This is a genomic window from Legionella taurinensis (assembly GCF_900452865.1).
Classification (GTDB): domain Bacteria; phylum Pseudomonadota; class Gammaproteobacteria; order Legionellales; family Legionellaceae; genus Legionella_C; species Legionella_C taurinensis.
Genome location: NZ_UGOZ01000001.1, coordinates 2,492,037 through 2,516,753, shown reverse-complemented (window position 1 = coordinate 2,516,753; position 24,717 = coordinate 2,492,037). Strand labels below are relative to the sequence as shown.

Here is a 24,717-nt window from a genome sequence, read left to right as displayed (position 1 = left end):
GTTGACATGACTGTAACCTATCATTTTTCGTTGCCTGGCATTACCTGCGGCGCTTGCGTGAATTCAGTACAAGGACTATTGGAGGGTGAGAAAGCGCGCTTAAAATTGCTTTCCTGGGGAGTGGATTTAGGAACAAAACGAGGATTTGTGAGCGTACTGCAGGAGCAGGACGACAGCACGACTCGCAAGGAGTTAATCACCTTGCTCGACGTTTATGACATCACGGGCATCTCAGTAGAGCACCATCCTGATCCACAATCCCCTGTTATCGAAAAGAATCCGCAAGACATCCTGCTGCAACCATCCTCGTCCTACGGGGTTTCTCAAGCCGAAGACTTGGCGCCTGAGCTTTTGCCGCCGCCTTCCTTACCCCTCTACAAGCGCGTGTTGAAATGGCATTGGTTATGGGGTGTCATCGGCACTGTTTGCGGCATCGCCTTGATGATTGCCTGCATGGTGACTGGCGGACTGCCTCTGGCGGTGATGATTGCTTTGGGGGTTACCTCCGTGGTGCTGACCCTGATTCTTGGCGCATCCTCTTACTACCAGGCCGCGATGAAATTGGTGAAGGCCCGCACCTTAACCATGGACACCCTCTTTGCCATCAGTACGTTGACCATCATAGGGGTATCCATTGCCTCCTTTTTTGTGCCTTGGCTGCCCATGATGTTTGAAGCCGGGCTGCTGATTTTCGGCTTTCGTCACATTGGCCTTGCCATAGAAGAATCCATCAAAGACAAATTAGGTCTTGATCGCACCTATCAATCGGATTTGCCTCAACGCGTCCGTGTTTTAAAAGAAGGCAAGGAAGAGAGTGTCGATCTGTCACAGGTTGCGGTGGATGATATCCTTGTGATTCAACCCGGTGAAATCATCCCATTAGATGGTCTTTGTCTCTCGGATGACAACTGGATTGATGACAACATCATCAGCGGTGCGATCATGCCGCGCCGCCTGAGAAAAGGGGAGCATTTGTTATCGGGCATGCGCCTCCCCTTGAATGCTTCGCCTTTGGTTTTGCAGGTGAAAGCGGTCAAAAAAGAGTCTTACCTGGCTTGTCTGGATGAGCGAATTGCCAAAGCCTACATGGAAAAAGCGCCCATTGAAGAGATGGCGACCAACATTTTGCAGTATTTTATCCCTGCTGTGATTGGTCTTGCTCTTTTATCGGGCATTATTATCGCCTGCTTTTTTCCGCCCGCGCTTGCCATTCAATGCGCAGTGACGGTGCTTGTATCGGCCTGCCCCTGTACTTTGGGGTTGGTTGTCCCTTTGGCGTTGATGATTGGCAATCGCAAAGCGGCAGATCATGGCGTGCAATTTAAAAGCGGTAAAGCCTTGCAGGCGGCTGCAGGGATTGATGCGGTAGTCCTTGATTTAAATGGCACCTTGACTTTGGGGGAACCGAAGGTGACCCGCACCGGGTTGCTGGATGACGAGATCACGACTGCTGACTTGTATTCACTTTCTGCCGCATTGGAAAACCATTCCACCCATGCCTTTGCGAGAGCAATCTGTGATGACGCTCAGGAAAAATACGGTGAAAAGATCCCACATAACCTCGTTAAGCAGGTGGATGATTCTTACCATGCCGGGCTCAAAGGGGAAATTGCTGGCACGGAATACCTGATTGGCAATCAGGAATTGATGGAGCAGGAAGGGGTTAAATTCGCGCCGGATTTGGTGCAGAAGATCCCGTTGCAGGCAGGCGATAGCCTGGTGTTTCTAGCCACCAGGAAAAAAATATTGGGGTATTTTGTGCTCACCGACCCCCTTCGCTCCGATGCAAAACTAACCATCGATGCGTTAAAGGCAGCCGGTAAGACCCTCTTCATTAACACTGGCGCTTCCTTTGAGACAGCACGTCGTTATGCGGAGCGTCTGGGTATCCCTGAACAGAATATTCAAGCCGGTTGCGTGGGCGGTGAGGAAAAAGCGTTGTTTATTCAATCCCTGAAAAAGAAAAAATACAAGGTGGCCATGGTTGGGGATGGCGGGAATGACGGTCTGCCGCTGGCTTGCAGTGACATGGGTTTTGCGGTGCAGTCACGCTCAGGCCATCAAATGGCCTCTCAGAATGCGGGCGCCATCATCCAGAAAGGCGCGTTGCTTCCCATTGCCCATGGCTTGGCGATTGCCCGTCAGGCGGTCAGTAACATCAAGCAAAACCTGGGTTTCAGCTTAGCCTATAACATGGCAGCAGTGATTTTAACCGGCGGCCTTTTAGTGGCTTTGGGCATTACCCTCAACCCGGCTGTCGGTGTCGCCTTGATGATTCTTCAGACCTTGTTGATTCTGGGGAATGCCTATCGTTTCAAGCTGCAGCAATCGGATGCTGCACCGAAGGGCGTGGACAAGGCGGATTTTGGTCCCTGTTCATATACTCAGTGCCAATCCAGTTTACCGTTAAAACCGGGAGCTCATTTAGATGATCCGGGGGTTGATTTGGATACCGATCCTTTGCCTGTGGGGGAAAATCAGGATCTCATCCTTGAAAGTCAAAGCCAGTTTGCCCTTACCGGCTCACATTAACAAGGATATTGGCGGCATTTTTGACTGCATGGGGTTTGCTGACACTGACAGTCACCTGTTGGACAGCAAACTCCGCTTTCAGCAGGTTAGCCACGGAGTCGGCAACGGTTTCGATGAGTTTAAACGATTGCGATTCCACATGACGTGTGACCCGTTGACATAATTTATCGTAGTCAATGGTTTGGTTAATATCCTCCTGGCAATGGCTGAAATCAGCAGGAATGTGGATATCAATCAATAAACGCTGAGCAATGCGTTGTTCCCACTCATGGATGCCAATGCGGGTTGCAATGCTTAAACCCTTAATTTGCAGACTGTCCATGCCGTATCCTTAAAATGAACTAGCATAGCAGTCGGGCAGGGTGGCAGCAAGGTGTTGTGAGTGTGGATTGTCGGGTCAGTTTGGATTAAAATTGCCGATTCTGTGAAGCAGGGAGAGCAGCATGACGTTTAAGCTTACTTATTTTAAAACGGTTGATTTATCAGAACCCCAATGGGCTGAAAAAATCAGGGATAGGGTCAGCCGCCTGATTGACACGATTGAGACATTCGAAATTCCCGATGATCCGGTAATCGTTCATTATGTGGGCAAGGATTGGTTTAGAATCATGTCCGCACGATCCTTAAAAAGCATGCTGGATTACCAGCAACAACACCTGGACTATGTTCAAGATTACGCGAGAGACCATAGCGGTATTGCGTTGTCGTTGAGCCGGAAAACGGAATCGACCCCGCTTGAGCATCGATACAACCTTTTTTTGGCCTCGTTAATTCAGGCAAATTTAGAGTATCAGGCGATTTTTACGCTTTGCAAATCGTTTGAGGAAAAATGGAACTTTTATCGTGAGATTGATCCCCAATTTAAAGACAAGGCTTTATTTGGTTCCATTCGCGAGACTTTTTCCGCGAAAGAACAGGCTTATTTTGATAAGTTCGCCGCCTGTTTTACCCAGGACTCTCTGTCTGATTTTATTCCCATCACCTCCTATGTTGAAAACTTGCATTTTCAGCAAGTGACCCATTTTAAAAAGTGCAAGGACTACAAAGAATCAATGGGTAGTCGCAAGTACGATGAAATCTGTTGCCCGTCAACGCGGGCGGTAATCGATGGCAAAAAATCACTCCTTACCCGAGACGCGGCGGACAGCTTCGTCGCCATCTACATGGTTCTCGCCAGCATGGCGCGCGTTGAAACCGACGAAATACAGGCTTTTCTGGGAAAACAGGAATCGGATTACCTGCGATTAGGTGAACAAAAGTTATACCGGTATTTACAAAATCCTCGCCTTTTTGGATTTACTTCCGCGACAAGGGAACTTCTGCTTGAGATGGGGGTTGCGAAAATTAAACTGACCTTTAAAGGTGATTACACCCACCTTTGGTCATTACATGAAGCGACGCCCAAACAAAATGTGCTCAAGATGCTGATTGATTACAGTAAAATGGATTCGGCTTACCCCGCATTGGTACGGTTTTTTACAGCCCATACGCAACGCCATCATCATCCCCTGGTTAAACAGGCGGTTGACGCCCTGGTTAAGGGAGATAATATTCATAACGTCATGATGACGCTTGAAACGGAGGCAAGAAAACACCCTCTTTTCAATGAAGAAGGGTCGTTGATGCGGCGTTTGCGCTTTATCACGATGTACATCGGGTATGGAGCGGCCCCTCCTAAAAAGGAGCCAAAAGAAGAAATAACATTAACGGTGTAAAAAAACAGGTCCCATACTAACTGGTCAGTGCCGAGCGGAGAGTGTCTTCCGGCACGGATTCCTGTGGTTTCACGGCCGGATTGTGTTTGGAGCTTAAAAAGCCATGGGCAGCAAGCAGATTTTTTCTTTCACCAGCGGCGGGCTTCTGCCAGGATACTTTATCGGCGCGAACAGGGGGTTTCGGTTTTTCTCTTTCCGCTGCCTGGGACTCTTGTTGGGGCGCCTCATCGATAGCGGGTTTCGGGGCTTCTGTCTTGGCTGGAATGGTTTGAGTGGAATAGATTAGCCCGCCCACTCGCAGCTTTAAAACCAAAAAGAAGGCTTTAAAGGGTGTTAGTTTGACATAATCATCCTGAGACTCGGGATCGTTGATTGTCTTTTCATAATCAGCGGGATTTAATTGCTTGATGATCCAGGGATTTTTGCGGTAATAAATGTCATCCCCTTTCGCGATGAATAAAGGTTGGGGTTGAGGCTTACTTGAATCAATTTCCGGTAAAAAGGTTAAGCCGCCATAATTGTTCTGCTCCCGCATTGTACCGTCGTGAAGCAGCCTGGCAATGTCACCCAGGGAGTTATCCATGCCATTGATCAGCATGTTACTGTTTGCATCGTTATTGCGCTCAAAATAGGTCCCATCGCCATACACTTTACTGTCTTCGTGCAGCATGGCAAACGGTTCCTCGCCCGTTTTATCCTCCCCTTCAATCACTGGCGTAAACGGGTTGGTGGCGGTAATGCTGTCTGCATTGTCTTCATTGTGCATGTTATTGACCAGGATGCTGCCCAGCGATAGCATTTTGAATCGATCAGGTAACAGGGTCCGCAGCCGGCCCATGCGGCTTAAATGACCTGCGGCAAAGTGATCGGAATAAAAATGCATGGCAAAGAGATCACGGGCCACGGCCATGGCATGGTAACGCTGGCCCAGCTCCACAATCATCTCCTTATCCGATTTTTCTGAAAAACCGTATTTGCTTTTATTTTCGCGTATCTTACGAATATTTTCTGCTAACTTGCTGTGAAGTTGCTCTTCAGTAATCTGTCCCTCAGCTAATTGCCGGCACTGGTAGGCCAGGTTCGCCATGCGCAAAGCGGAGCGGTGGCCGACAATGTAGGCCCTGAGAGACCAGGGGGAGAAATGAGCTTCGTTATTCACTAATTTGTCGCCATACCCGGGTATGACCAGGGCATAAACAGCCTGTTGCAAAACACCGGGTAGAAAGCTCTTTTCTATGGCGTAAATGCGATCCACATTCGATTTTTTAACGTCTGGAGAGGCTAAATCCTCATAGGCTGCGCGGAAAGCCTGGTATTCCCGTTTTGAAACCGAATCGGTGATAACCTCACGATTATCGGTTCCCTGCGGCGTTTTTAACTGCAAACCCCACCCGGCTTTGGTGTAATAATCTCCGGCCAAAGCCACTATATCACCGGCGCTTAATTCCAAATCAAGGGGCATGGGAATCCCATCCACCTTGTGCATCATCCGCACTTTTAGGATTTGTTTTTCGTCAGGCGACAAATCTTTACTGCCTTGAAGGTAGGGATTTTCAAACGTTTGTATGCGAATTTGATCGCCTGCGGATTTATGCTCGTTCGTTTCCATCAATCACTCCAGGGGTTACAACTTTTTATAGAGTACCTGATAAAAATTAAGGTATCCTTAAACCCGGGACCGCGTTATCGTGTTTCGCAAAAGAAGCCCATGCCCGAACGGCAGTTACACTGGGCGATCGGGTCTCGGCATGAGGCTTAGAGGGGGCGTAAGCGTACCTGATGATGCCCGCCTGCGCGGGCGAGACATCAATCGGCAGCCCAGCCCCTTTTGCCATCCACACCCGCCTGTTTGACCACGAAGGTATTCCAGGCTTCTATCTTAAGAAGCTGATTAATGAGTTGTTTCTATTCAAATTTGAAATCATTGCGGCCTCCTTTTGGCAGATTCTATGTCTGAAAAAGGATAAAATGATAAGATGACTTTTTTATCCGACTGAGAATACCATGACTGATCGCCGCCAATCCCTGTTTTTACGCGCTCTAAAACGTGAGGCTGTTCCGCGAACACCCGTGTGGTTAATGCGTCAGGCGGGCCGTTATCTCCCTGAATACCGCAAGGTGCGTCAGGAAGCGGGTGATTTTTTAAGCTTGTGTAAAAATCCACAATTGGCCTGCGAGGTCACTTTGCAGCCCCTGCGTCGTTATGCGCTGGATGCGGCCATTTTGTTTTCCGATATTCTGACTATCCCGGATGCCATGGGTTTAGGGCTTTATTTTGCCGAAGGGGAAGGCCCCGGATTCCACAAGCCGTTGCGGACCACCCGCGACATAGAGGCTTTACCTCATCTCTCCATTGTCGATGAACTAAACTATGTAATGGAGGCCGTGCGTTTGATTCGTGCGGCAATGCCTGCCCATTTACCGCTGATTGGTTTTTCCGGAAGTCCCTGGACATTGGCCTGTTACATGGTTGAAGGAAAAGGAAGCCGGGATTACCGAGAAATGCTGAAGCTACTTTACAATCAGCCTTTAGCGGCCCACGCATTACTGGATAAGCTGGCGCTTGCCGTAACGGCTTATCTTCAAGAACAGATTCGCGCGGGTGTTGATGCCGTCATGCTGTTTGATACCTGGGGCGGCCTTTTGAGCACAGCCAATTACAAGCAATTTTCCCTTCATCCCATGGAAAAAATAGTCAGAGAAATTAAGCAGGCTTTCCCACACATTCCCATCATTCTCTTTACCAAAGGGGGGGGGCAATGGTTGGAGGACATGGCCATGACAGGATGCGATGCCTTAGGTCTGGATTGGACCTGTGATTTGCAGCGCGCCAGAGTGCGGGTGGGCAATCAGGTGGCTTTGCAGGGCAACCTTGACCCGGCCGTTTTACTGGCAAATGAAAGCGTTATCCGTGAAGAGGTCGGAAAAGTACTGGCTTCATTCGGTAAGGGTAACGGTCATGTCTTTAATCTCGGACATGGCATCACTCCGGATGTAACGCCTGAAAGCGTTGCGGCCATGATCGATGCGGTCCATGACTACAGTCCTCCGTATCATCAGGAGGACGTATGATCATCGAAAGCAAATTTAAACCGGCCTGGTGGTTAACGAATGGTCATGGGCAGACACTGTACCCGACGATGATGCGTCGTATCACCGCCCCGGTTGATGGTTCCGAGCGGATTGAATTGCCTGACGGTGATTTTATTGATTTGGCCTGGGCGGTGAATGGCCTGGCCGATGACACACCGCTGGTTATTTTGCTTCATGGTCTCGGGGGCAGTATTGAGTCGACGTATGCGGGTGGTTTGATGCGCGCCTTCAACCGGCATGGCTGGCGAGCCATGCTGATGCATTTTCGCGGCGCCAGTAAAGAACCGAATCGTCTTCCCCGTGCCTATCATTCAGGCGATACCGGCGATTTGGATTATTTATTGCGCTTATTGGCTGAACGTGAACCGAATACCTTAAAAGCGGTAGTCGGGGTTTCTCTGGGCGGAAACGTGTTATTGAAATGGCTGGGGGAGCAGGGAGGACAACAATTGGTGACTACCGCCGTGGCGGTTTCAGTACCTTTCCAGTTGCGGCTGGTTGCTGACAAAATGGGGCAGGGATTTTCCCGCATCTATCAATCCTACCTGTTGCGGCGTTTAAAAGGAGTTTTTCATCGCAAAATTGAATTCCTGAACCTTGATCTACCCAAGGAATTAATGAATGTTAATCAATGGCGTTGTTTCTGGACTTTTGATGAAAAAGTGACGGCACCGCTGCATGGTTTCGCACACGTGCATGCCTATTATCGTCAAGCCAGTTGCCATGCGTACCTAAGTAACATAGCCACACCCACCCTCATTATTCATGCCTTAGACGATCCCTTTATGACCCCAGACGTCGTTCCTGAGGAAAAGGACTTGTCAGACCAGATTACCCTGGAACTCAGCGAGCGTGGCGGCCATGTCGGCTTTATCAGCGGCAGCTTCATTGGTCAGCCTGTTTACTGGTTGGAGGAGCGCATCCCTGCCCACCTTCACCAGCAGTTCAGTAAGATTGGAACTGACGGCTCAGTTGAATAGCCATCTCCAGAGATTGTTCATAATTCAGACGAGGATCCACCAGACTGCGATAAGCATGTTTTAAATCGTCCTCGCTTAAACCCCGTGCACCGCCAATGCATTCGGTGACATTGTCGCCGGTTAATTCAAAATGGACGCCGCCCAGATAGCTGTTCATTTTCTGATGAATAGTGACGGCTTGCTGCAATTCAGAAAGAATATTGTCGAAACGGCGCGTTTTAATGCCGTCGGCCGTGGTTTCTGTGTTGCCATGCATGGGATCGCAGGACCAGGTGACGGGGAAGCCGCTTTCCTGAACGGCAGCAATCAGGGAAGGGAGCCGCTGTTCAATTTGATTGGCGCCTAAGCGGGTAATCAGCAGCAGACGGCCTTCTTCACGCTCAGGGTTGAGTTTTTGTAACAACTCCTGCAGCCAGTCTTTGGTGGCAGACGGTCCAATTTTAATGCCAATCGGGTTTTGAATGCCGCGTATGAATTCGACATGAGCGCTGTCCAGTTGTGCCGTGCGCATGCCAATCCAGGGCAGGTGCGTGGACAGGTTATACCACAGGCCATCCTGCGGTTTGCGGGTCAGTGCCTGCTCATAATGAAGGTGCAGAGCTTCATGCGAAGTATAGAAATCAACCTTATTCAGGCTGCTGTTGCGTAATCCATCAATGCTTTCAAGAAAATCAAGCGAATCCGCAATCGAGCGGACGATGGCATTGTATTCTTCCGCCTGAGGCGAATGCTCGACAAAACTTAAATCCCAGCGCTGCGGATGATGCAAATCAGCAAAGCCGCCGTTGAGCAGGGCGCGGATGTAATTCAGGGTCATGGCGGCACAGCTGTAACCCTTTAGCAACAGTTTAGGGTTGGGGATGCGGGAATGGGCGTTAAACTCAGGGGAGTTGACCAAATCGCCGCGGTAACTGGGTAGCGTCACGCCGTCGACGGTTTCAAAATCGGACGAACGCGGCTTCGCGTATTGTCCGGCAATACGGCCGACACGGATGATGGGCTTACGCATACCGTGGAGCAGCACAAGGCTCATCTGCAATAAAATTTTCAATTTATTGCCGATGACCTGAGAGCGGCAATCGTTAAATGATTCGGCACAGTCGCCGCCCTGTAAAATAAACGCCTGGCCCCGGCCAGCGCGTGCAATGGCCAGTTTCAGTCTTTTTATTTCGCCGCTGGTGACTAGAGGCGGCATTTGACTTAACTGCTCCACCACCCGTGACAGTTGAATTTCATCCGGGTAAGTGGCGGCCTGCTGGTATGAAAACTGCTGCCAGGAAACAGGAGACCAAGAACTCATAGTAAACCTTATGACTAGGCAAAAATCCAAGTATGCTGGGAATGAACAGATTGTGCAAGATACGGCAAATAATTCTCTGTTTTAAACCGCAGCTTCTTTTTGATTATTATTGCACAGGAACACTTGAATTTTCTATCGTCGCCCCCAATTTAAAGCGTCTGATTGATGCGAGGAGTGGCTGATGAGCGAAAATAAAACAAAAAACTGGCAAAAAATTAAAGAAGAGAGTGACGCATTGGACAATGACGATCGGTTTGAAGACGATGAGGATCTGACAGACGCTGAAGACCCCTCAGAGCATGTCGACGGTGCGCTGGAGCAACCCAGCATTGGCGGTCTTGAAGAAAAATTGCTGCTGGCTGAAAAGCAGGCCCATGAAAATTGGGAAAAATCAGTGCGGGCGATAGCTGAACTGGATAATGTCCGCCGCCGCGCGGAGCGCGATGTCGCCAATGCCCATCGGTATGGCCAGGAAAAACTGATTGCTTCCCTGCTGCCAATCCTGGATAGCCTGGAGCAAGCCTTGCAACTGGCGGACAAAGACGCCAATGCCGCCATGCACGAAGGCCTGCAATTGACGATGAAGCTCTTTCTGGACGTGCTGGATAAGCATGATGTCAAGCAACTGGACCCCCAGGGGGAACCCTTTAATCCGCAGGAACACGAAGCCATGTCCATGCAGGACGTGCCGGGAGTTGCCCCCAATTCAATTGTTGCGGTATTCCAGAAGGGTTACAAACTCAACGACCGCATCATCCGCCCGGCCCGGGTCATTGTCGCAAAACCGAGGCCGATTGATGAAAATGTGTAAACACGCTTGAAATTGTTAAATTTCACCCCATATCAGAGACATGATGAATACATTACTAGTGGAGCAAGAATAAAATGGCAAAAATTATCGGAATTGACTTAGGTACGACCAACTCCTGTGTGGCGATCATGGAAGGCAACAATACCCGCGTGATCGAAAACAGCGAAGGTCACCGCACCACCCCTTCTATTGTTGCTTACACGGATGACAATGAAACGCTGGTTGGTCAGGCCGCTAAACGCCAGGCAGTCACCAATCCTAAAAATACCCTGTTTGCCGTCAAGCGTCTGATTGGACGTCGTTTTGATGATCCAGTGGTTCAGAAAGACATTAAAATGGTTCCCTACCAAATCATCAAAGCCGACAATGGCGATGCTTGGGTACGCGTTAAGAACCAGGACAAGGCGCCGCCGCAGATTTCTGCGGAAGTGTTGCGCAAAATGAAGAAAACCGCAGAAGATTACCTCGGCGAAGAAGTCAAGGAAGCGGTGATTACTGTTCCGGCTTACTTCAATGACTCCCAGCGTCAAGCCACAAAAGATGCTGGCCGCATCGCCGGTCTCGAAGTGAAACGTATCATCAACGAACCCACAGCGGCTGCATTGGCTTACGGGATGGATAAAAAACGCGGTGACTCCGTCATTGCCGTTTATGACCTGGGCGGCGGTACGTTTGATATTTCCATCATTGAAATTGCTGAAGTCGATGGCGAGCACCAGTTTGAAGTCTTGTCCACGAATGGGGACACCTTCCTCGGCGGTGAAGACTTCGACCTCGCATTAATTGAATACCTGGCGGCTGAGTTCAAAAAGGACACCGGCATTGACCTGCATAACGATCCGCTGGCTCTGCAACGCCTTAAAGAAGCAGCTGAAAAAGCAAAAATCGAATTGTCATCCGCCCAGCAGACCGATGTTAACCTGCCTTATATTACGGCTGATGCGTCAGGACCTAAGCACCTCAACATTAAATTAACCCGTGCCAAACTGGAGTCTTTAGTTGAAAAACTGGTTGAGCGTACGATTGAGCCCTGCAAAACCGCATTGAAGGATGCCGGGTTGTCGGTTTCCCAAATCAACGAAGTCATTCTCGTCGGCGGTCAGACCCGCATGCCGCTGGTGCAAAAAACAGTGCAGGACTTTTTCGGCAAAGAGCCGCGTAAAGACGTAAACCCTGACGAAGCGGTGGCCGTCGGTGCGGCTATTCAGGCGGCGGTTCTTTCCGGCGACGTGAAAGACATTCTGTTGCTTGACGTCACGCCGCTGTCCTTAGGGATTGAAACCTTAGGCGGTGTCATGACTAAACTGATTGAGAAGAACACAACTATTCCTACCAAGGCCAATCAGGTTTTCTCCACTGCCGATGATAATCAGACCGCAGTAACCGTGCATGTTCTGCAAGGGGAACGTGAACAGGCTTCGGCGAACAAATCCTTAGGCCGCTTTGACTTAAATGACATTCCGCCTGCACCACGCGGTGTGCCGCAAATCGAAGTGACCTTTGACATTGACGCCAACGGTATTTTGAATGTATCCGCCAAAGACAAAGCCACCGGCAAGGCCCAATCCATCATCATTAAAGCCTCAAGCGGTTTAAGTGAAGCCGAAGTTGAAGCGATGGTGAAAGACGCCAAGGCGCATGCGGACGAAGACAAAAAATTCAAAGAACTGGCCGATGTCCGAAACCATGCCGACAGTTTAATTCACAGCAGTGAAAAATCCTTAAAAGATCTGGCAACAGAGCTGTCTGATGACGAAAAACGCGGCATTGAAACAGCCATTTCCGAATTGAAAGAAGCGGTCAAGGGCAATGACAAGGCTCACATCGAAGACAAATTGAAAGTTCTGACCGATGCTTCTGCGAAAATGGCCGAGCGCATTTATGCCAAGAAAGCCGCGGAAGGCCAGGCACAGGGCGCTCCTGCCGGTGCTGAGACTCACACGGAGGAAGCGTCTTCTGCCAAAGCCGATGAAGGGGTTGTCGATGCTGAATTCGAAGAGGTTCAGGACGACAAGAAATAACAGACAGCGTAAGGCGGTTTTAGCGGATACTGAAAGCTTGTCCGCTAAAGCCTGCCTGGCGCTGCTTAAGTAATGATTAAGGGGAGAGTGCCTGGGCACTCTTTTACTATTATTGTGCTATAGGTTTAAAGGTATAGCGTTATTATTGATGTGAGCAGTCATGGAACAACAGGATTACTACGAACTTCTCGGCGTGGGCCGTCATGCCGATGAAAGCGAAATCAAAAAGGCCTATCGCAAGCTGGCCATGAAATACCACCCTGATCGTAATTCCAATGACAAAGAGTCTGAAGAAAAATTCAAGGAAATTCAAAAAGCCTACGCTGTGCTGTCCGATCCGCAAAAACGAGCGGCTTATGATCAGTTTGGCCATGCCGGCGTTGATCCATCCATGCGCGGCGGATTTGGGGGTTTTGGCGGGTTTGGCGATGTGTTTGAAGACATTTTCGAGAACATTTTCTCCGGCGGGCGCGGACAGGGGCGGCAATCACGCGGCCAGCGCGGTGCGGATCTGCAATACAACCTGCAACTGACTCTCGAAGAAGCAGCAGCGGGCAAGCAGGTTGAAATTACCGTACCCCGTCATGCGGCCTGTGGTGTCTGTCATGGTTCCGGAGCCAAACCCGGCTCCAGCCCCAAAAATTGCGAAACCTGCGGCGGTGTAGGCCAGGTGCGTATCCAACAGGGTTTCTTTTCCATTCAACAAACCTGTCCCAGCTGTCATGGCGAAGGTCGGGTAATCACCGATCCCTGTGGCAACTGCCATGGCCAGGGCCGCGTACGGGAAAGTAAAAAACTCACGGTTAAAATTCCGGCCGGCGTCGACAATGGCGACAGAGTGCGGTTAAGCGGTGAAGGTGAGGCCGGTATTCATGGCGGCGGCAGCGGCGACCTGTATGTTCAAATCGGCGTCAAGGCGCATCCCATTTTTGAACGCAGCGACAGCGATCTCCATTGTGAAGTGCCGATAAGCTTTGCCACAGCAGCGCTGGGCGGCTCTATCGAAGTGCCCACACTGGAAGGGCGGGTTACCCTTAAGATTCCTGCCGAGACACAAACCGGCAAAGTGTTTCGTTTAAGGGGCAAAGGAATTAAATCGGTAAGAGGCCAGGGGGTCGGCGATTTGCTTTGCCGGGTGGTGGTGGAAACGCCGGTGAACTTATCCCGCGAACAGAAGGATTTGTTAACCCAGTTGCAGGAATCCTTAGACAGCAGTAAAAAAACCCATTCGCCGCGTTTAAGCTCCTGGTTCGACGGTGTAAAAAAATTCTTCGAAGACATGAAATTTTAACACGAGTACGTTACAATCCGTTAATTTTACTGCCAGTAACTGTCTGCTCTGGGCCATTTCAACCGAAATGGGCTCAGAGTCAAAGAGCCCTTTAGTGAAGAGTATCTCCATGTTTAATAAACCAGCAATTTTAGCGCTAGCCGATGGAACAGTATTTCGAGGGGTTTCCGTGGGTGCACACGGGGATTGTGTCGGTGAACTGGTTTTCAATACGTCGATGACTGGCTACCAGGAAATGCTAACCGATCCATCCTATGCCAGGCAGATTATTACGCTGACGACGGCGCATGTCGGGAATACCGGCTGTAATGAAGAGGACATGGAATCTTCACGAATCTGGGCGGCGGGTCTTGTCATGCGTCACTGTTCGCTGATCCCGAGCAATTACCGTGCGTCACAGTCCTTGCCCGACTGGCTTAAGAAGCAGGGTGTCGTGGCCATCGCCGGCATCGATACCCGCCAGTTGACCCTTCTATTGCGCGAGAAAGGAGCAATAGGGGCCTGTATCAGCACGCAGGATGATGAAGAAGCGGCTATTCGTAAGGCGCAGCAGTTCGGCGGTCTTGACGGTATGGATCTTGCCTGTGAGGTGTCCCGCCAGACGATTGAACGCTGGCATGACGGCCGCGGCGAATGGGGACAAAAATCCAGGCCTTCTCATTTTCATGTGGTCGCTTATGATTTTGGCGTGAAATACAATATCCTGCGTATCCTGCATGAAAAAGGCTGCCATATCACCCTCGTGCCGGCGACTACCTCGGCCAAAGAAGCCCTGGCTTTAAATCCTGACGGTATCTTTTTATCCAATGGTCCGGGCGATCCGTTTGCCTGTGATTATGCCATTGCCGCCACGCGTGAATTTTTAGAAAAAGGCATCCCCCTCTTCGGCATTTGCCTGGGTTTTCAAATCCTGGCCTTAGCGGCTGGGGCTAAAACCGTTAAAATGAAATTTGGTCACCATGGCGCCAATCATCCAGTGATTGACACACGGCCACCCCGCCGGGTATTCATCACCAGTCAGAACCATGGCTTTACGGTGGAAGAAGCCAGTTTACCGGATTGCCTTGAAATAACGCACCGCTCACTGTTTGATAACAGCTTACAGGGTATCCGACACAAGACTAAACCCGCTCTGGCTTTTCAGGGGCATCCGGAAGCAAGTCCAGGCCCGCATGAAATTGAAATCATTTTCGATGAATTTGTCACTATGATGGATTCAAATCATAAAACCAATTTAGGGAGAACAGGTAGTGAGTAATTTTCACGTTTTTACTTCGGAATCCGTTTCAGAAGGCCATCCGGATAAGATTGCCGATCAGATTTCCGATGCGATTTTAGATGCCATTTTAGCAAAAGATCCCAAAGCACGTGTGGCCTGCGAAACCATGGTCAAGACCGGTATGGTGTTAGTCGGCGGCGAAATCACAACCACCGCCTGGGTGGATGTGGAAGACATCACCCGCGGCGTTATTCGCGACATCGGGTACAACAGTTCGGAGATGGGGTTTGACTGGGCGTCCTGTGCGGTGTTAAGCGCAATTGGCAAACAGTCTCCCGACATTGCTCAGGGTGTGGACAATCAGGAAACCAAAATACTGGGTGCAGGGGATCAAGGCCTGATGTTCGGTTATGCCAGCCGTGAAACCGATGTGTACATGCCGGCTCCTATCGCCTACTCCCACCGCTTGATGGCAAAGCAGGCGCAGATGCGCAAAGAAGGGAAATTACCCTGGCTGCGTCCTGATGCCAAATGCCAGCTGACCATGCGCTATGAGCAGGGCAAACCGGTGGCCATCGATACCATCGTCTTTTCCACTCAGCATGCTCCCGACATCAGTCACAAGGAATTATGCGAAGCCGTTCGTGAGGAAATCATCAAGCCGATTTTACCGGCTGCCTGGTTAACGCCATCTACTCGTTATTTCATTAATCCCACAGGCCGTTTCGTAATCGGCGGACCGTTAGGTGATTGTGGTTTGACCGGACGAAAAATCATTGTGGATACTTATGGCGGCATGGCACGTCATGGCGGCGGGTGTTTTTCCGGTAAAGATCCGTCCAAAGTGGATCGTTCTGCCGCTTATGCAGCTCGTCATGTGGCTAAAAACCTGGTGGCTGCAGGCATTGCTGACAAGTGCGAAATTCAGGTTTCTTATGCGATCGGCGTAGCGGAGCCCACCTCCATCAGCATCGACACCTACAATACCGGCCGTTTATCGGATGACACCATCATTGATTTAATCAATACGCACTTCGATTTAACGCCGCAGGGAATTATTGATCATCACGATTTGCTGCGTCCGATTTATCGGCAGACAGCTGCGTACGGTCACTACGGCCGAAATGATCTTCCCTGGGAGCGTCTGGACAAAGTCGATGCCCTTAAAAGAGCACTGTAATTAAGCAACGGCCTGTTGCCCTGGCAACAGGCTTTCTAAGTCGTGAGAAAGGATAATCACATGAAACACATCGATGCATTGAGTACGCCTCGTGTTGGTCAGGATTTTAAAGTGGCTGATATTTCCTTAGCCGCCTGGGGCCGTAAAGAAATCGCCATTGCTGAAACCGAAATGCCGGGTTTGATGGCCTTACGTCAGGAATTTGCCAAAACCCAACCCCTTAAGGGCGCACGGATTGCCGGCTGCCTGCACATGACTATTCAGACCGCCGTGTTAATCGAAACCCTGATTGCTTTGGGCGCAGAGGTTCGATGGTCCTCCTGTAATATCTTTTCCACCCAGGATCAGGCGGCTGCGGCAATTGCGGCAAGCGGCGTGCCGGTGTTTGCCTGGAAGGGAGAAACGGAAGAAGAATACTGGTGGTGCGTGGAGCAAACCATCCGCGGGCCTGATGGTTGGGAACCGAATCTCCTGCTGGATGACGGCGGCGATTTGACCCAGATGATGCACGAAAAATACCCCAATCTGTTAAAAAATGTGCGAGGCGTTTCAGAGGAAACCACAACCGGCGTGGCCCGTCTGTACGAAATGGCTAAACAGCATCAGCTCAAAATTCCAGCCATCAATGTCAATAATGCGGTAACCAAGTCAAAATTCGACAATCTATACGGCTGCCGTGAATCGCTGCTGGATGGATTAAAGCGCGCCACGGATGTCATGATTGCCGGCAAAGTGGCCATTATCTTAGGTTACGGGGATGTGGGCAAGGGGTGTGCACAAGCCTTGAAAGGCCAGGGGGCAACCGTCTACATCAGTGAAATTGATCCCATCTGCGCATTGCAGGCGGCCATGGAAGGGTATCGAGTGGTTACGCTGGATGATGTCGCTCACGAAGTCGATATTGTTGTCAGTGCCACAGGCAATTACCACGTGGTGACCCATGACCATCTGTTGCGGATGCGCAATCAGGCCATTGTCTGTAATATTGGTCATTTTGATTCCGAAATTGACATACAAAGCCTGCGCCAATACCGTTGGGAGAATATAAAACCTCAGGTGGATCATGTCATATTTCCAGACGGCAAGCGTCTGATTATTTTGGCGGAAGGTCGGTTGGTCAACTTGGGTTGTGCGACCGGACACCCCAGTTTTGTCATGTCCACGTCGTTCACCAATCAGGTTTTAGCTCAAATTGAATTATTTCAGCACAGCGACCATTACGAGCATCAGGTGTACGTGTTACCCAAACACCTGGATGAAAAAGTCGCTCGCCTGCACTTGGACCGTATTGGTGCTAAATTAACACAATTGACCCGTGAGCAGGCCGATTACATCGGTGTCTCAGTGGATGGGCCGTACAAGCCGGATCATTACCGGTATTAATTCATTTCCCCTCCCTTTGGCGATGTTCGAAGGGAGTTTTTCCTGCCTGAATACAGACCGGTTATTTAACCGAATACCACGTAATTAATGCTCTTGTTGTCAAAAACAAACTCCTGCATACTGAACACCTTATTGACGCAAGGAGATGGACAAATGCGGTATCAAACAGGACTTATCGGATGCACCCTGCTGGCTCTGGCTCACGGGGCATGTGCTTCACCCGAAGCCCATGATGTGCGGGTCATTATCAAATACAAACATCCCATGGCGTTGACCAGCCTGCAAAAGCAGTTAACCCAGCAATTGCATGTGCCTGTAAAAACCTTAACGCCCATGGCGAATGGCGCTTATGTGCTGTCCATCCCGGCAACCGAACTAAAACAGGCCAACTCCCAGGGTGATGCAACGGATTGGGTATTGGCAACGCTTCGCCACAATCCTGAGATCCAATATGCCGTCAAAGACCGGGTGGGCCATTTTAAACCCATGAATCAACCGACTGACAACGACTACATTCCATTATCCCACGAACTGCAGTGGGATGAGTTCTCAGCGCCAGCTGGGGTCATGCTGGAATCAGCCGCTGGCAAACGCGACGGTGCCTGGGCCTATACGACGGGTGAGGCGCACTTCCCTGTGGTGGTTGCTGTTTTAGATACCGGGGTGGCTTTAAATCCCAGCCTCGTGGATAACCTGACCAAAGACGATGGCGGTGCGGTGTGGGGATGGAATTTCGCCGGCAACAACCGTGATGTACGTGATGAAACGCGTTCTTACCATGGCACGCATGTCGCAGGGACAATAGCCGGTTACGGTGAGGTCATGAATGGCATAGGCGTTCATCTGAAAGTACTGCCGGTGAAAATACCGGATGCCAGCGGCATGTTTTATGAAAGCCAGGTGGTGAATGCCATTTATTGGTCAGTCGGCGGTGATGTGCCTGGTGTACCGCATAATCCTTACCCTGCCAAAGTATTGAATATGAGCTTTGGCGTGGATGAGGGACCTGGCAAAGAGATCGATCACTGCGATGAAGCCTTGCAGGAAGCCTTGTCTTTCGCCCGAAAACAAGGGGCTGTGGTTGCGGCAGCCGCAGGCAATGACAACCGTTGGGAGCATTACAATGCGCCGGCGGTCTGTAATCACACCATGAAGGTTGCCTCGACCGGACCTGAAGGTTTGCGTGCCTATTATTCCAATTACGGCCCGGGCATCACTTACGCGGCGCCAGGCGGTGACGCACGTTACGGCAAGACGGGCTCCATTCTGTCAACGGTGAATCCTGGTGGCGGCTATCAGGGTTCGGGATTCGATTTCTATCAAGGCACCAGCATGGCTTCCCCGCATGCAGCGGGTATTGCCGCGTTGATTTACGCAGTTAAAAACAGCGACATCACACCGGAACAGGTAGAACAGCTTCTCTTTACCACCACCCATGCTTTTGGCGAAAGCCGTGATGCCAACAAGTCGTGCGTCGGCAAAAAGCCTTGCGGCCACGGTATCCTGGATGCGCATCAGGCCATAAAAGCCGCATTAGCCAATTACGATGTGGTCTTTACAGCTCCCAGCGGACAGAACCTTGGGTTGGTTTCCTGTGCCCGAGGGGCCATGCAGGCTCAACAAAAAACGCTAATCACCGCGAAAGCTCAGTGGCAACAACTGGAAGCCACTTGCCAGGATGAAGGCGATTACCACTTACCCAGAGTGGAGCAGAATGGCGAGCAGATTGTGGCTGTGTATGGCAAAACCCGTTATCAATTGAATAAATCATCCTTCAAACGCTGCGAGGTCATCGGTTTCGATGGCGTGGGTTGCTATTTCTAAGTAACCAGTGCCTTGCACATCACCTAGTCATGTCATGCCCGCACTAGGCGGGCATCCATGAGCAGGGGACGAACCTTTTCCTTTCGCTTCAACTATCCGAATACCTGTCATGCCCGCGTAAGGCGGGCATCCATGGGTGTGGCACTATGCTTTATATTTTGCCGCTTCGGCTTCTTTAACGATCGGTTGATGATGGACTTTCACTGCGACTGCAGTGTTCGCAGGTTGGCGTTGTGACAGTAGACAGTAGGCAAAGGGAACGACATACAGAGAGAAAAATGTACCCACGCTCATGCCGCCCAGGATGACAATACCCAATTGACGCCGGCTTTCCGCGCCGGCGCCAAAAGCCAGAGCCAAAGGCAGTGCGCCGAGCAGCATGGCCATGGTGGTCATCAGGATAGGACGTAAGCGGGCCTCGGCACTGTTTAACACCGCGGTTAATTTATCCTGGCCCTGTTGCAGCTGTTGATTGGCAAATTCAGTGATCATGATGCCATGTTTGGTGACAAGGCCTATCAAGGTTACCATGCCGATGTTGGTGTAAATCGACAGGCTTTCACCGCAGAGGAAAAGAATCAGGGCAGCACCGGCCAGTGAGAGGGGAACGCTCAACAAAACGATTAAGGGGTCGGTAAAACTTTCAAATTGCGCGGCCAACACCAGATAAATGAACAAAAGCGCCAGTAAAAAGGCCGACAGACTGCTTCCTGATGATTCAAGGTAATCTTTAATGGCGCCGGTAAAGTGGTATTGAATATCGTCAGGGAGATACTCTTTAAGCAGATGTTCCACCTTTGAAACAACCGTGCTGACATGGGCATTGGGTGTCAGTTCCGCGGTGATGATGGCAGAACGCTGTCGATTTAAATGCGGCAGGCTGTCAGGACCAATGCTGTTGTTGACCTCAACCAGGGTCGACAACGGGATCATGCGGCCACGCCCGCTTTGCACGTAGAGTTTATTCAGGATAGCAATGTCACTGCGCTGCGCCTGCTGCAATTGCAGAATCACTTTATAAGCCTGACCATCGTAATTAAAATTAACCGGGTTGTTACCGCCAAGCATGGTCGAAAGTAATTCGGCGATGTCAGCAAGATTCACTTCCAGGTCTGCGGCCAACTGACGGTTAATGGTAATGTCCACCTGCTCGCTGTCCAACGCCAGATTATTTTTGACATGGCGCAACAGGGGATCGTGGGATAAGCGTTTAACCAAACCCGCACTGACTTCATTGAGCCGTAAATACGAGGTGTTGCTGACTAAGGCTAAACTAAATTGACTGTTACCGCTGCTGCGATGGCCTAAGGGATTAGGGCTGACGGGAAAAACATTAATGCCGGGGATTTTCTGCATTTTATCGCTTAAATCCTGGCTGATTTCCTTTTGTGAGCGTGAACGCTTACTCCACGGGGCCAATTTCAGCAGTGTAAAGGCAGAGGCGGGTTTAATGGAAACCATGTAAGCCACTTTTTCAGGAATGGATTCATAAATGGCTTCAAGCTCGCGGGTATAATAATCGGTGTACGAGGTACTGGAATTGGTTGGCGAACTGACAGGCCCGATAATATAAGCCTGATCTTCAACCGGTGCAATTTCTGCTCCAAGCGATTGATAAGACAAAGCCCCTGCGCCGGCCAAAACCAGTAATGACAAAACCAGACCAACGGGTTTTTGCAAGGTGGTTTTCAGGTTGCGTTGATACGTCGTGCCGAGGCGTGCGAATTGTTTATCCAGCCATTTCTGGTAGGTGGAACTCCCTTTCTTCATTAGCCTTGAACACATCATCGGAGAGAGGCTTAAGGCAATAATGCCGGAGTAAATTACGGTCAGGGCCAGGGTAAAGCCGAATTGCAGGAATAATTTCCCGGTAAATCCGGAAACAAAACCCATGGGGGCATAAACGGTGCCCAGGGTGAGGGTCATGGCGATGACGGCAAACAGGATTTCATTGCTGCCCTGGATGGCTGCCTGCATCGCTGGCAGCCCAGCCTCCATATGACGGTGGCAGTTTTCAAGAATGACAATGGCATCATCGACGACCAGGCCAATGGCCAGTACCATTGCCAGTAGGGTCAGTGAATTTAATTCAAATCCCAGCCAATACATGGGCCAGAAGGTGCAGGCAAGGCAGATGGGAATGGTAATGATGGGAATGAGCGAAGCCCTTAGGGAGCCTAGAAATAAAAACACGACAAAGCCGACAAACAGAGCAGCCTCGATGAAGGTTTTATAGACCTGATGGATTGATTCTTTAATAAAGTGGGTTGAGTCAAAAATAACCTCAGCTTGAAATCCGACAGGCAAGGTTGGGCGAAGGCTCTTCAGCTCGTGATTAACGGCTTTAACCACTTCGACCGGGTTGGCGGTGGATTGCGCGAGAATGGCCAAGCCCACGGCCGGTTTACCATTAACCCGAAGCAGGTTGTCTTCAGTCTCGCTGCCTACCTTGACAATAGCCACTTCACCCAGACGAATCAGCTGGGTGTTGCGTTTGGCAATCACCAGATCAGCAAAATGTTTGACGTTTTGAATTCGAGCATGGGTGACCACCGTGTAATAGCGATTTTTGCTTTTGATTTGACCGCTTGGGACATCGATGTTCTGCTGGGTCAGCGTCTTTTTAATGTCCGCCACGGTAATCCCACGCGCGGCCATTTTGACCGGATCCAGGGCGATTTTTACGGCGTAATCGCGTGCGCCGTGATAAACCACCTCGCCGACACCCTGAATTTCCTGCAATTGCGGCTTGATATTACGGGTGATGTAGTCGGTCAATTCCAGTGCGTTTTTATTGGGGTCATGAAAAGCAATAACCACCACTGGGTTGGCGTCATCATCGTTTTTGCTGACTGTTGGCGCTTCACTGCCCAAGGGGAGGCGAGGCTGAAGCGCCGACATTTTATTACGGATTTCATTCACGGCCTCATTAATGTCCACACCCAATTGAAATTCGACATTGACGCGGCTTTTGCTGAGCAGGCTGGTTGAACGAATGAGATCAACCCCTGGCACACTGGTGAGAATATTCTCGATAGGGATGGTGATTTCCTTTTCAATCAGATCCGGACTCGCCCCGTCAAATGTGGTCATGATGGTCACCACGGGTTTGTCAATGTTGGGCAAATGACGGACGGGCAATTGGTTAAAGTGCAATAAACCAGTAATAACCAGCAGTAAAGTCAGGACAATGGTGAAGACAGGGCGCCTGATGCAGCGCTCGGGAAAAGTCACGGGGCACCATGGGCAACAGCGACCACGCGGCTTCCTTCTTTAAGCTTGTGTTGTCCGCGAATAATGACGACATCATCCGGGTTTAAACCGCTGTTAATTTCGGTGAGGGCCTTGTAGTGAGCCCCGGTTTGCACGCGAAGGGCGACTGCCCGGCCTTCACGAAGGACAAAAACGCGTTGGCCGTTGATGGTGGGGATAAGGCTTTCTTCCGGGACAAAAAGACGTTTTTTTTCCTGGCCTAACTGATGGCTGACACGGACGAAAAGGCCGGCTGACAGGAGCTGCCTGTCGTTGTCAATCAAGGCTTCGACAGCAAGGGTGCGAGTTTCTTTGTCAATGGCCGGTGCAATGTAGTTAACGACTCCCTTAAAACTGTGTTTAGGGAAGGCTTCCGAAAAAACCCGCACCTGTTGCCCCAATTTCAAACGGGTTAAAAACCGTTCGGGCAGGCTGTATTCAATACGCAGCTGTTGATTGGCAATGAGGCGCACGAGGGGTTGTCCGACATTCACGTACTGGCCGACACTGACTTTTCTGGAGCCGAGGGTGCCTGAAAAGGGTGCTTTCAAACGGAGTTTTGCCAATTGCGCCTCTTTCACCTTGACGCGGTTTTGCTTGTCTTTTAAGTCAGCGAGAACCTGATCCTGGGCTTGTTCGGAGGCCAGTCCGCGCCTGGCGAGTTCGGTGGTTCGTTTGTAATTGGTTTCGCTCAGTTCAAGATTGGCTTTTGCAGTCGCCAGTTCGCTTTTAAGAACCGTATCATCGAGTTGGATGAGCAGCGTCCCTTTTTTAACCTCCGTGCCCGGTTTGAAATGAATGGCGGTAATCTGCCCGGCCAGTTCAGAACTGATGTCGATGTTGTCAACACTGGCTAAGGAGCCCAGGGTTTCAAATTCTTCAGCAAACACCTTTTCTTTAACGCGGGACACTTCCACGGTAATGGGCTTAACCCGTGCGACCGCAGGCTGTTCGGCTTCCATCGGGTTAAAATAGAAATAGACGGCGCCTGCCAGGGTCATGAAGCAGAAGATAAGAAGTGTGAACCGGAGTTTCATGCCAGGCACCGAGGATTAGATGGAGAAAAATTATAAAGCAATTTGCATCATTATTCAAAATGCGGCGGGTGATGCTGTCCTGGTGTCAGGGGAGGTCAGTTGGGCGCGGCTCTCTGCCGCAACCCGGATGAGGCTTAGGCTTTGGCGCTGTCGTCTTCGACGAGCCATTGACTTAAGGTATCAATGATTTTTCGTGCCTGCTCGTTGCTTGAAATATTGAATTTGGATTTCATCCAATACTGATTGTTGCGCTTTTGATAGCGGCGGATGGAATATTTAACCGGTCCATACGCCTTTTGGGTATTATCCCAATCCTGGTAGCGAAACAGGATGGTGGTCCATGCTCCTTTGGAAAGAATTTCCTTGCCCAGTTCTTTCGTGGTCTCGATGCCGTCATCAGCAAAGGCAATGGTTATTTCATCAATACTTTCAGCCATTCATACTATCCCGATAAAATTTAATCGATGGATTGTAATTTGCCATCCACAAATGTCAAGGTAATGGGCGGTTGATATTGGCCGGGCTGATAAATCCATATCTGTGGTTTTTGGGCCGTGGCAACGGGTTGATTGATGTAGGTATTGTTGACTAAAGAGGGATTGCCGCAGGAACCATAGACCCTTCCCACGGGATCGCCGACCTGAATGCTGGTCCCGCCGCAGATGGAAAACGCATTGGTGTCGGAGCCGTTTAATTTCACACCGTACACTTTATTGTCGACCACATCGACCTGCAATTGGGCGCCGCTGTTTGTTCCAACGGGCAATGACCAGACGCCATAAAAGGCGGTGCTGGAACCCTGATTGTTAAAAAACAATTGCTGAACCTGCACTTTCTGCATGATGGGATTATTGGATTCCTGTTTGCTTAACGGTTCGCCGCAGGCAGCCCTCACCTGATCCTCGGACATGCCGACATTGATGTAGCCGGCTTTCTGAGGGCAATAAATCGATTGAGCAGCAAAGCCCTGGAATGAAAACAGCAGTAATCCAATGGTCGTTAGTGCAGGTTTCATGGCAGCCCTCAACAGCGTATTCTTTGTTTCAAGTATAGCTGCTCCCCATTAAAAAAGGAGGCTG

Annotated in this window: 18 protein-coding genes; 11 read left to right on the top strand and 7 right to left on the bottom strand. The window is 50.3% G+C overall.

The genetic code is table 11. From position 1 onward, the window contains the following. The first annotated feature begins 6 nt into the window (after positions 1–6). Positions 7–2,532: a heavy metal translocating P-type ATPase gene (locus tag DYE45_RS11475; RefSeq protein WP_115300928.1), complete on the top strand. Its 2,526-nt coding sequence runs from the start codon at positions 7–9 to the stop codon at positions 2,530–2,532. Here DYE45_RS11475 and folB read toward each other — a convergent pair. Continuing rightward, positions 2,516–2,854: a dihydroneopterin aldolase gene (gene folB, locus DYE45_RS11470; RefSeq protein ID WP_108290715.1), complete on the bottom strand. Its 339-nt coding sequence runs from the start codon at positions 2,852–2,854 to the stop codon at positions 2,516–2,518. The two genes, DYE45_RS11475 and folB, sit on opposite strands and share 17 nt — an antisense overlap. 121 nt (positions 2,855–2,975) lie before the next feature. Here folB and DYE45_RS11465 point away from each other — a divergent pair, with 121 nt between their 5' ends. Next, positions 2,976–4,247, top strand: coding sequence for a DUF5617 domain-containing protein (locus tag DYE45_RS11465; RefSeq protein WP_115300927.1), 1,272 nt, complete (start codon positions 2,976–2,978; stop codon positions 4,245–4,247). A gap of 16 nt (positions 4,248–4,263) precedes the next feature. Here the strand turns inward: DYE45_RS11465 and DYE45_RS11460 are convergent, their stop codons facing one another. Next, a complete protein-coding gene (locus DYE45_RS11460) occupies positions 4,264–5,856 on the bottom strand; it encodes a hypothetical protein (RefSeq protein WP_108290711.1) in 1,593 nt (530 codons plus the stop codon). A 395-nt stretch (positions 5,857–6,251) separates the two neighbouring features. Between DYE45_RS11460 and hemE the strand changes: the two genes are divergently transcribed. Both hemE and DYE45_RS11445 read left to right on the top strand, forming a co-directional pair. Further along, complete coding sequence (gene hemE / locus DYE45_RS11450; protein WP_108290709.1) at positions 6,252–7,319, top strand: uroporphyrinogen decarboxylase; 1,068 nt, start codon at positions 6,252–6,254, stop codon at positions 7,317–7,319. Continuing rightward, the gene (locus DYE45_RS11445) at positions 7,316–8,320 is read left to right on the top strand and encodes a hydrolase (RefSeq protein WP_115300926.1); all 1,005 of its coding nucleotides are present in this window, start codon (positions 7,316–7,318) and stop codon (positions 8,318–8,320) included. Before hemE ends, DYE45_RS11445 begins: the two co-directional genes overlap by 4 nt. Here DYE45_RS11445 and DYE45_RS11440 read toward each other — a convergent pair. Next, the gene (locus tag DYE45_RS11440) at positions 8,286–9,620 is read right to left on the bottom strand and encodes a 3-deoxy-7-phosphoheptulonate synthase class II (RefSeq protein WP_108290705.1); all 1,335 of its coding nucleotides are present in this window, start codon (positions 9,618–9,620) and stop codon (positions 8,286–8,288) included. The two genes, DYE45_RS11445 and DYE45_RS11440, sit on opposite strands and share 35 nt — an antisense overlap. Before the next feature lie 181 nt (positions 9,621–9,801). On the opposite strand from DYE45_RS11440, the gene grpE reads away from it, so the two are divergent. From grpE to DYE45_RS11405, 7 genes are all read left to right on the top strand, one after another. Continuing rightward, positions 9,802–10,431 carry a nucleotide exchange factor GrpE gene (gene grpE / locus DYE45_RS11435; protein WP_108290703.1) on the top strand — a complete coding sequence of 210 codons (630 nt, stop codon included), beginning with the start codon at positions 9,802–9,804 and terminating at the stop codon, positions 10,429–10,431. 74 nt (positions 10,432–10,505) lie between these two features. Then, positions 10,506–12,452 (top strand): molecular chaperone DnaK, encoded by a 1,947-nt coding sequence (gene dnaK / locus DYE45_RS11430; RefSeq protein ID WP_108290701.1) that lies wholly within the window; start codon positions 10,506–10,508, stop codon positions 12,450–12,452. Between the two features lie 160 nt (positions 12,453–12,612). Further along, positions 12,613–13,743 (top strand): molecular chaperone DnaJ, encoded by a 1,131-nt coding sequence (gene dnaJ, locus DYE45_RS11425; RefSeq protein WP_108290699.1) that lies wholly within the window; start codon positions 12,613–12,615, stop codon positions 13,741–13,743. 109 nt (positions 13,744–13,852) lie between these two features. After that, positions 13,853–15,001: a glutamine-hydrolyzing carbamoyl-phosphate synthase small subunit gene (gene carA / locus DYE45_RS11420; RefSeq protein ID WP_108290697.1), complete on the top strand. Its 1,149-nt coding sequence runs from the start codon at positions 13,853–13,855 to the stop codon at positions 14,999–15,001. Further along, a complete protein-coding gene (metK, locus tag DYE45_RS11415; protein WP_108290695.1) occupies positions 14,994–16,142 on the top strand; it encodes a methionine adenosyltransferase in 1,149 nt (382 codons plus the stop codon). Before carA ends, metK begins: the two co-directional genes overlap by 8 nt. A 60-nt stretch (positions 16,143–16,202) precedes the next feature. Further along, on the top strand, positions 16,203–17,525 hold the full coding sequence (gene ahcY / locus DYE45_RS11410) for an adenosylhomocysteinase (RefSeq protein ID WP_115300925.1): 1,323 nt from the start codon (positions 16,203–16,205) through the stop codon (positions 17,523–17,525). Between the two features lie 153 nt (positions 17,526–17,678). After that, positions 17,679–19,349, top strand: coding sequence for a S8 family serine peptidase (locus DYE45_RS11405; protein WP_108290691.1), 1,671 nt, complete (start codon positions 17,679–17,681; stop codon positions 19,347–19,349). A 144-nt stretch (positions 19,350–19,493) separates the two neighbouring features. On the opposite strand, the gene DYE45_RS11400 is transcribed toward DYE45_RS11405, so the two are convergent. From DYE45_RS11400 to DYE45_RS11385, 4 genes are all read right to left on the bottom strand, one after another. Beyond that, on the bottom strand, positions 19,494–22,583 hold the full coding sequence (locus DYE45_RS11400) for an efflux RND transporter permease subunit (RefSeq protein ID WP_115300924.1): 3,090 nt from the start codon (positions 22,581–22,583) through the stop codon (positions 19,494–19,496). Next, positions 22,580–23,638, bottom strand: coding sequence for an efflux RND transporter periplasmic adaptor subunit (locus DYE45_RS11395; protein WP_108290687.1), 1,059 nt, complete (start codon positions 23,636–23,638; stop codon positions 22,580–22,582). Before DYE45_RS11395 ends, DYE45_RS11400 begins: the two co-directional genes overlap by 4 nt. Positions 23,639–23,772: 134 nt before the next feature. Then, complete coding sequence (locus DYE45_RS11390; protein WP_108290685.1) at positions 23,773–24,075, bottom strand: hypothetical protein; 303 nt, start codon at positions 24,073–24,075, stop codon at positions 23,773–23,775. Between the two features lie 20 nt (positions 24,076–24,095). Next, the gene (locus DYE45_RS11385) at positions 24,096–24,653 is read right to left on the bottom strand and encodes a DUF2845 domain-containing protein (RefSeq protein ID WP_108290683.1); all 558 of its coding nucleotides are present in this window, start codon (positions 24,651–24,653) and stop codon (positions 24,096–24,098) included. Positions 24,654–24,717: the final 64 nt, after the last annotated feature.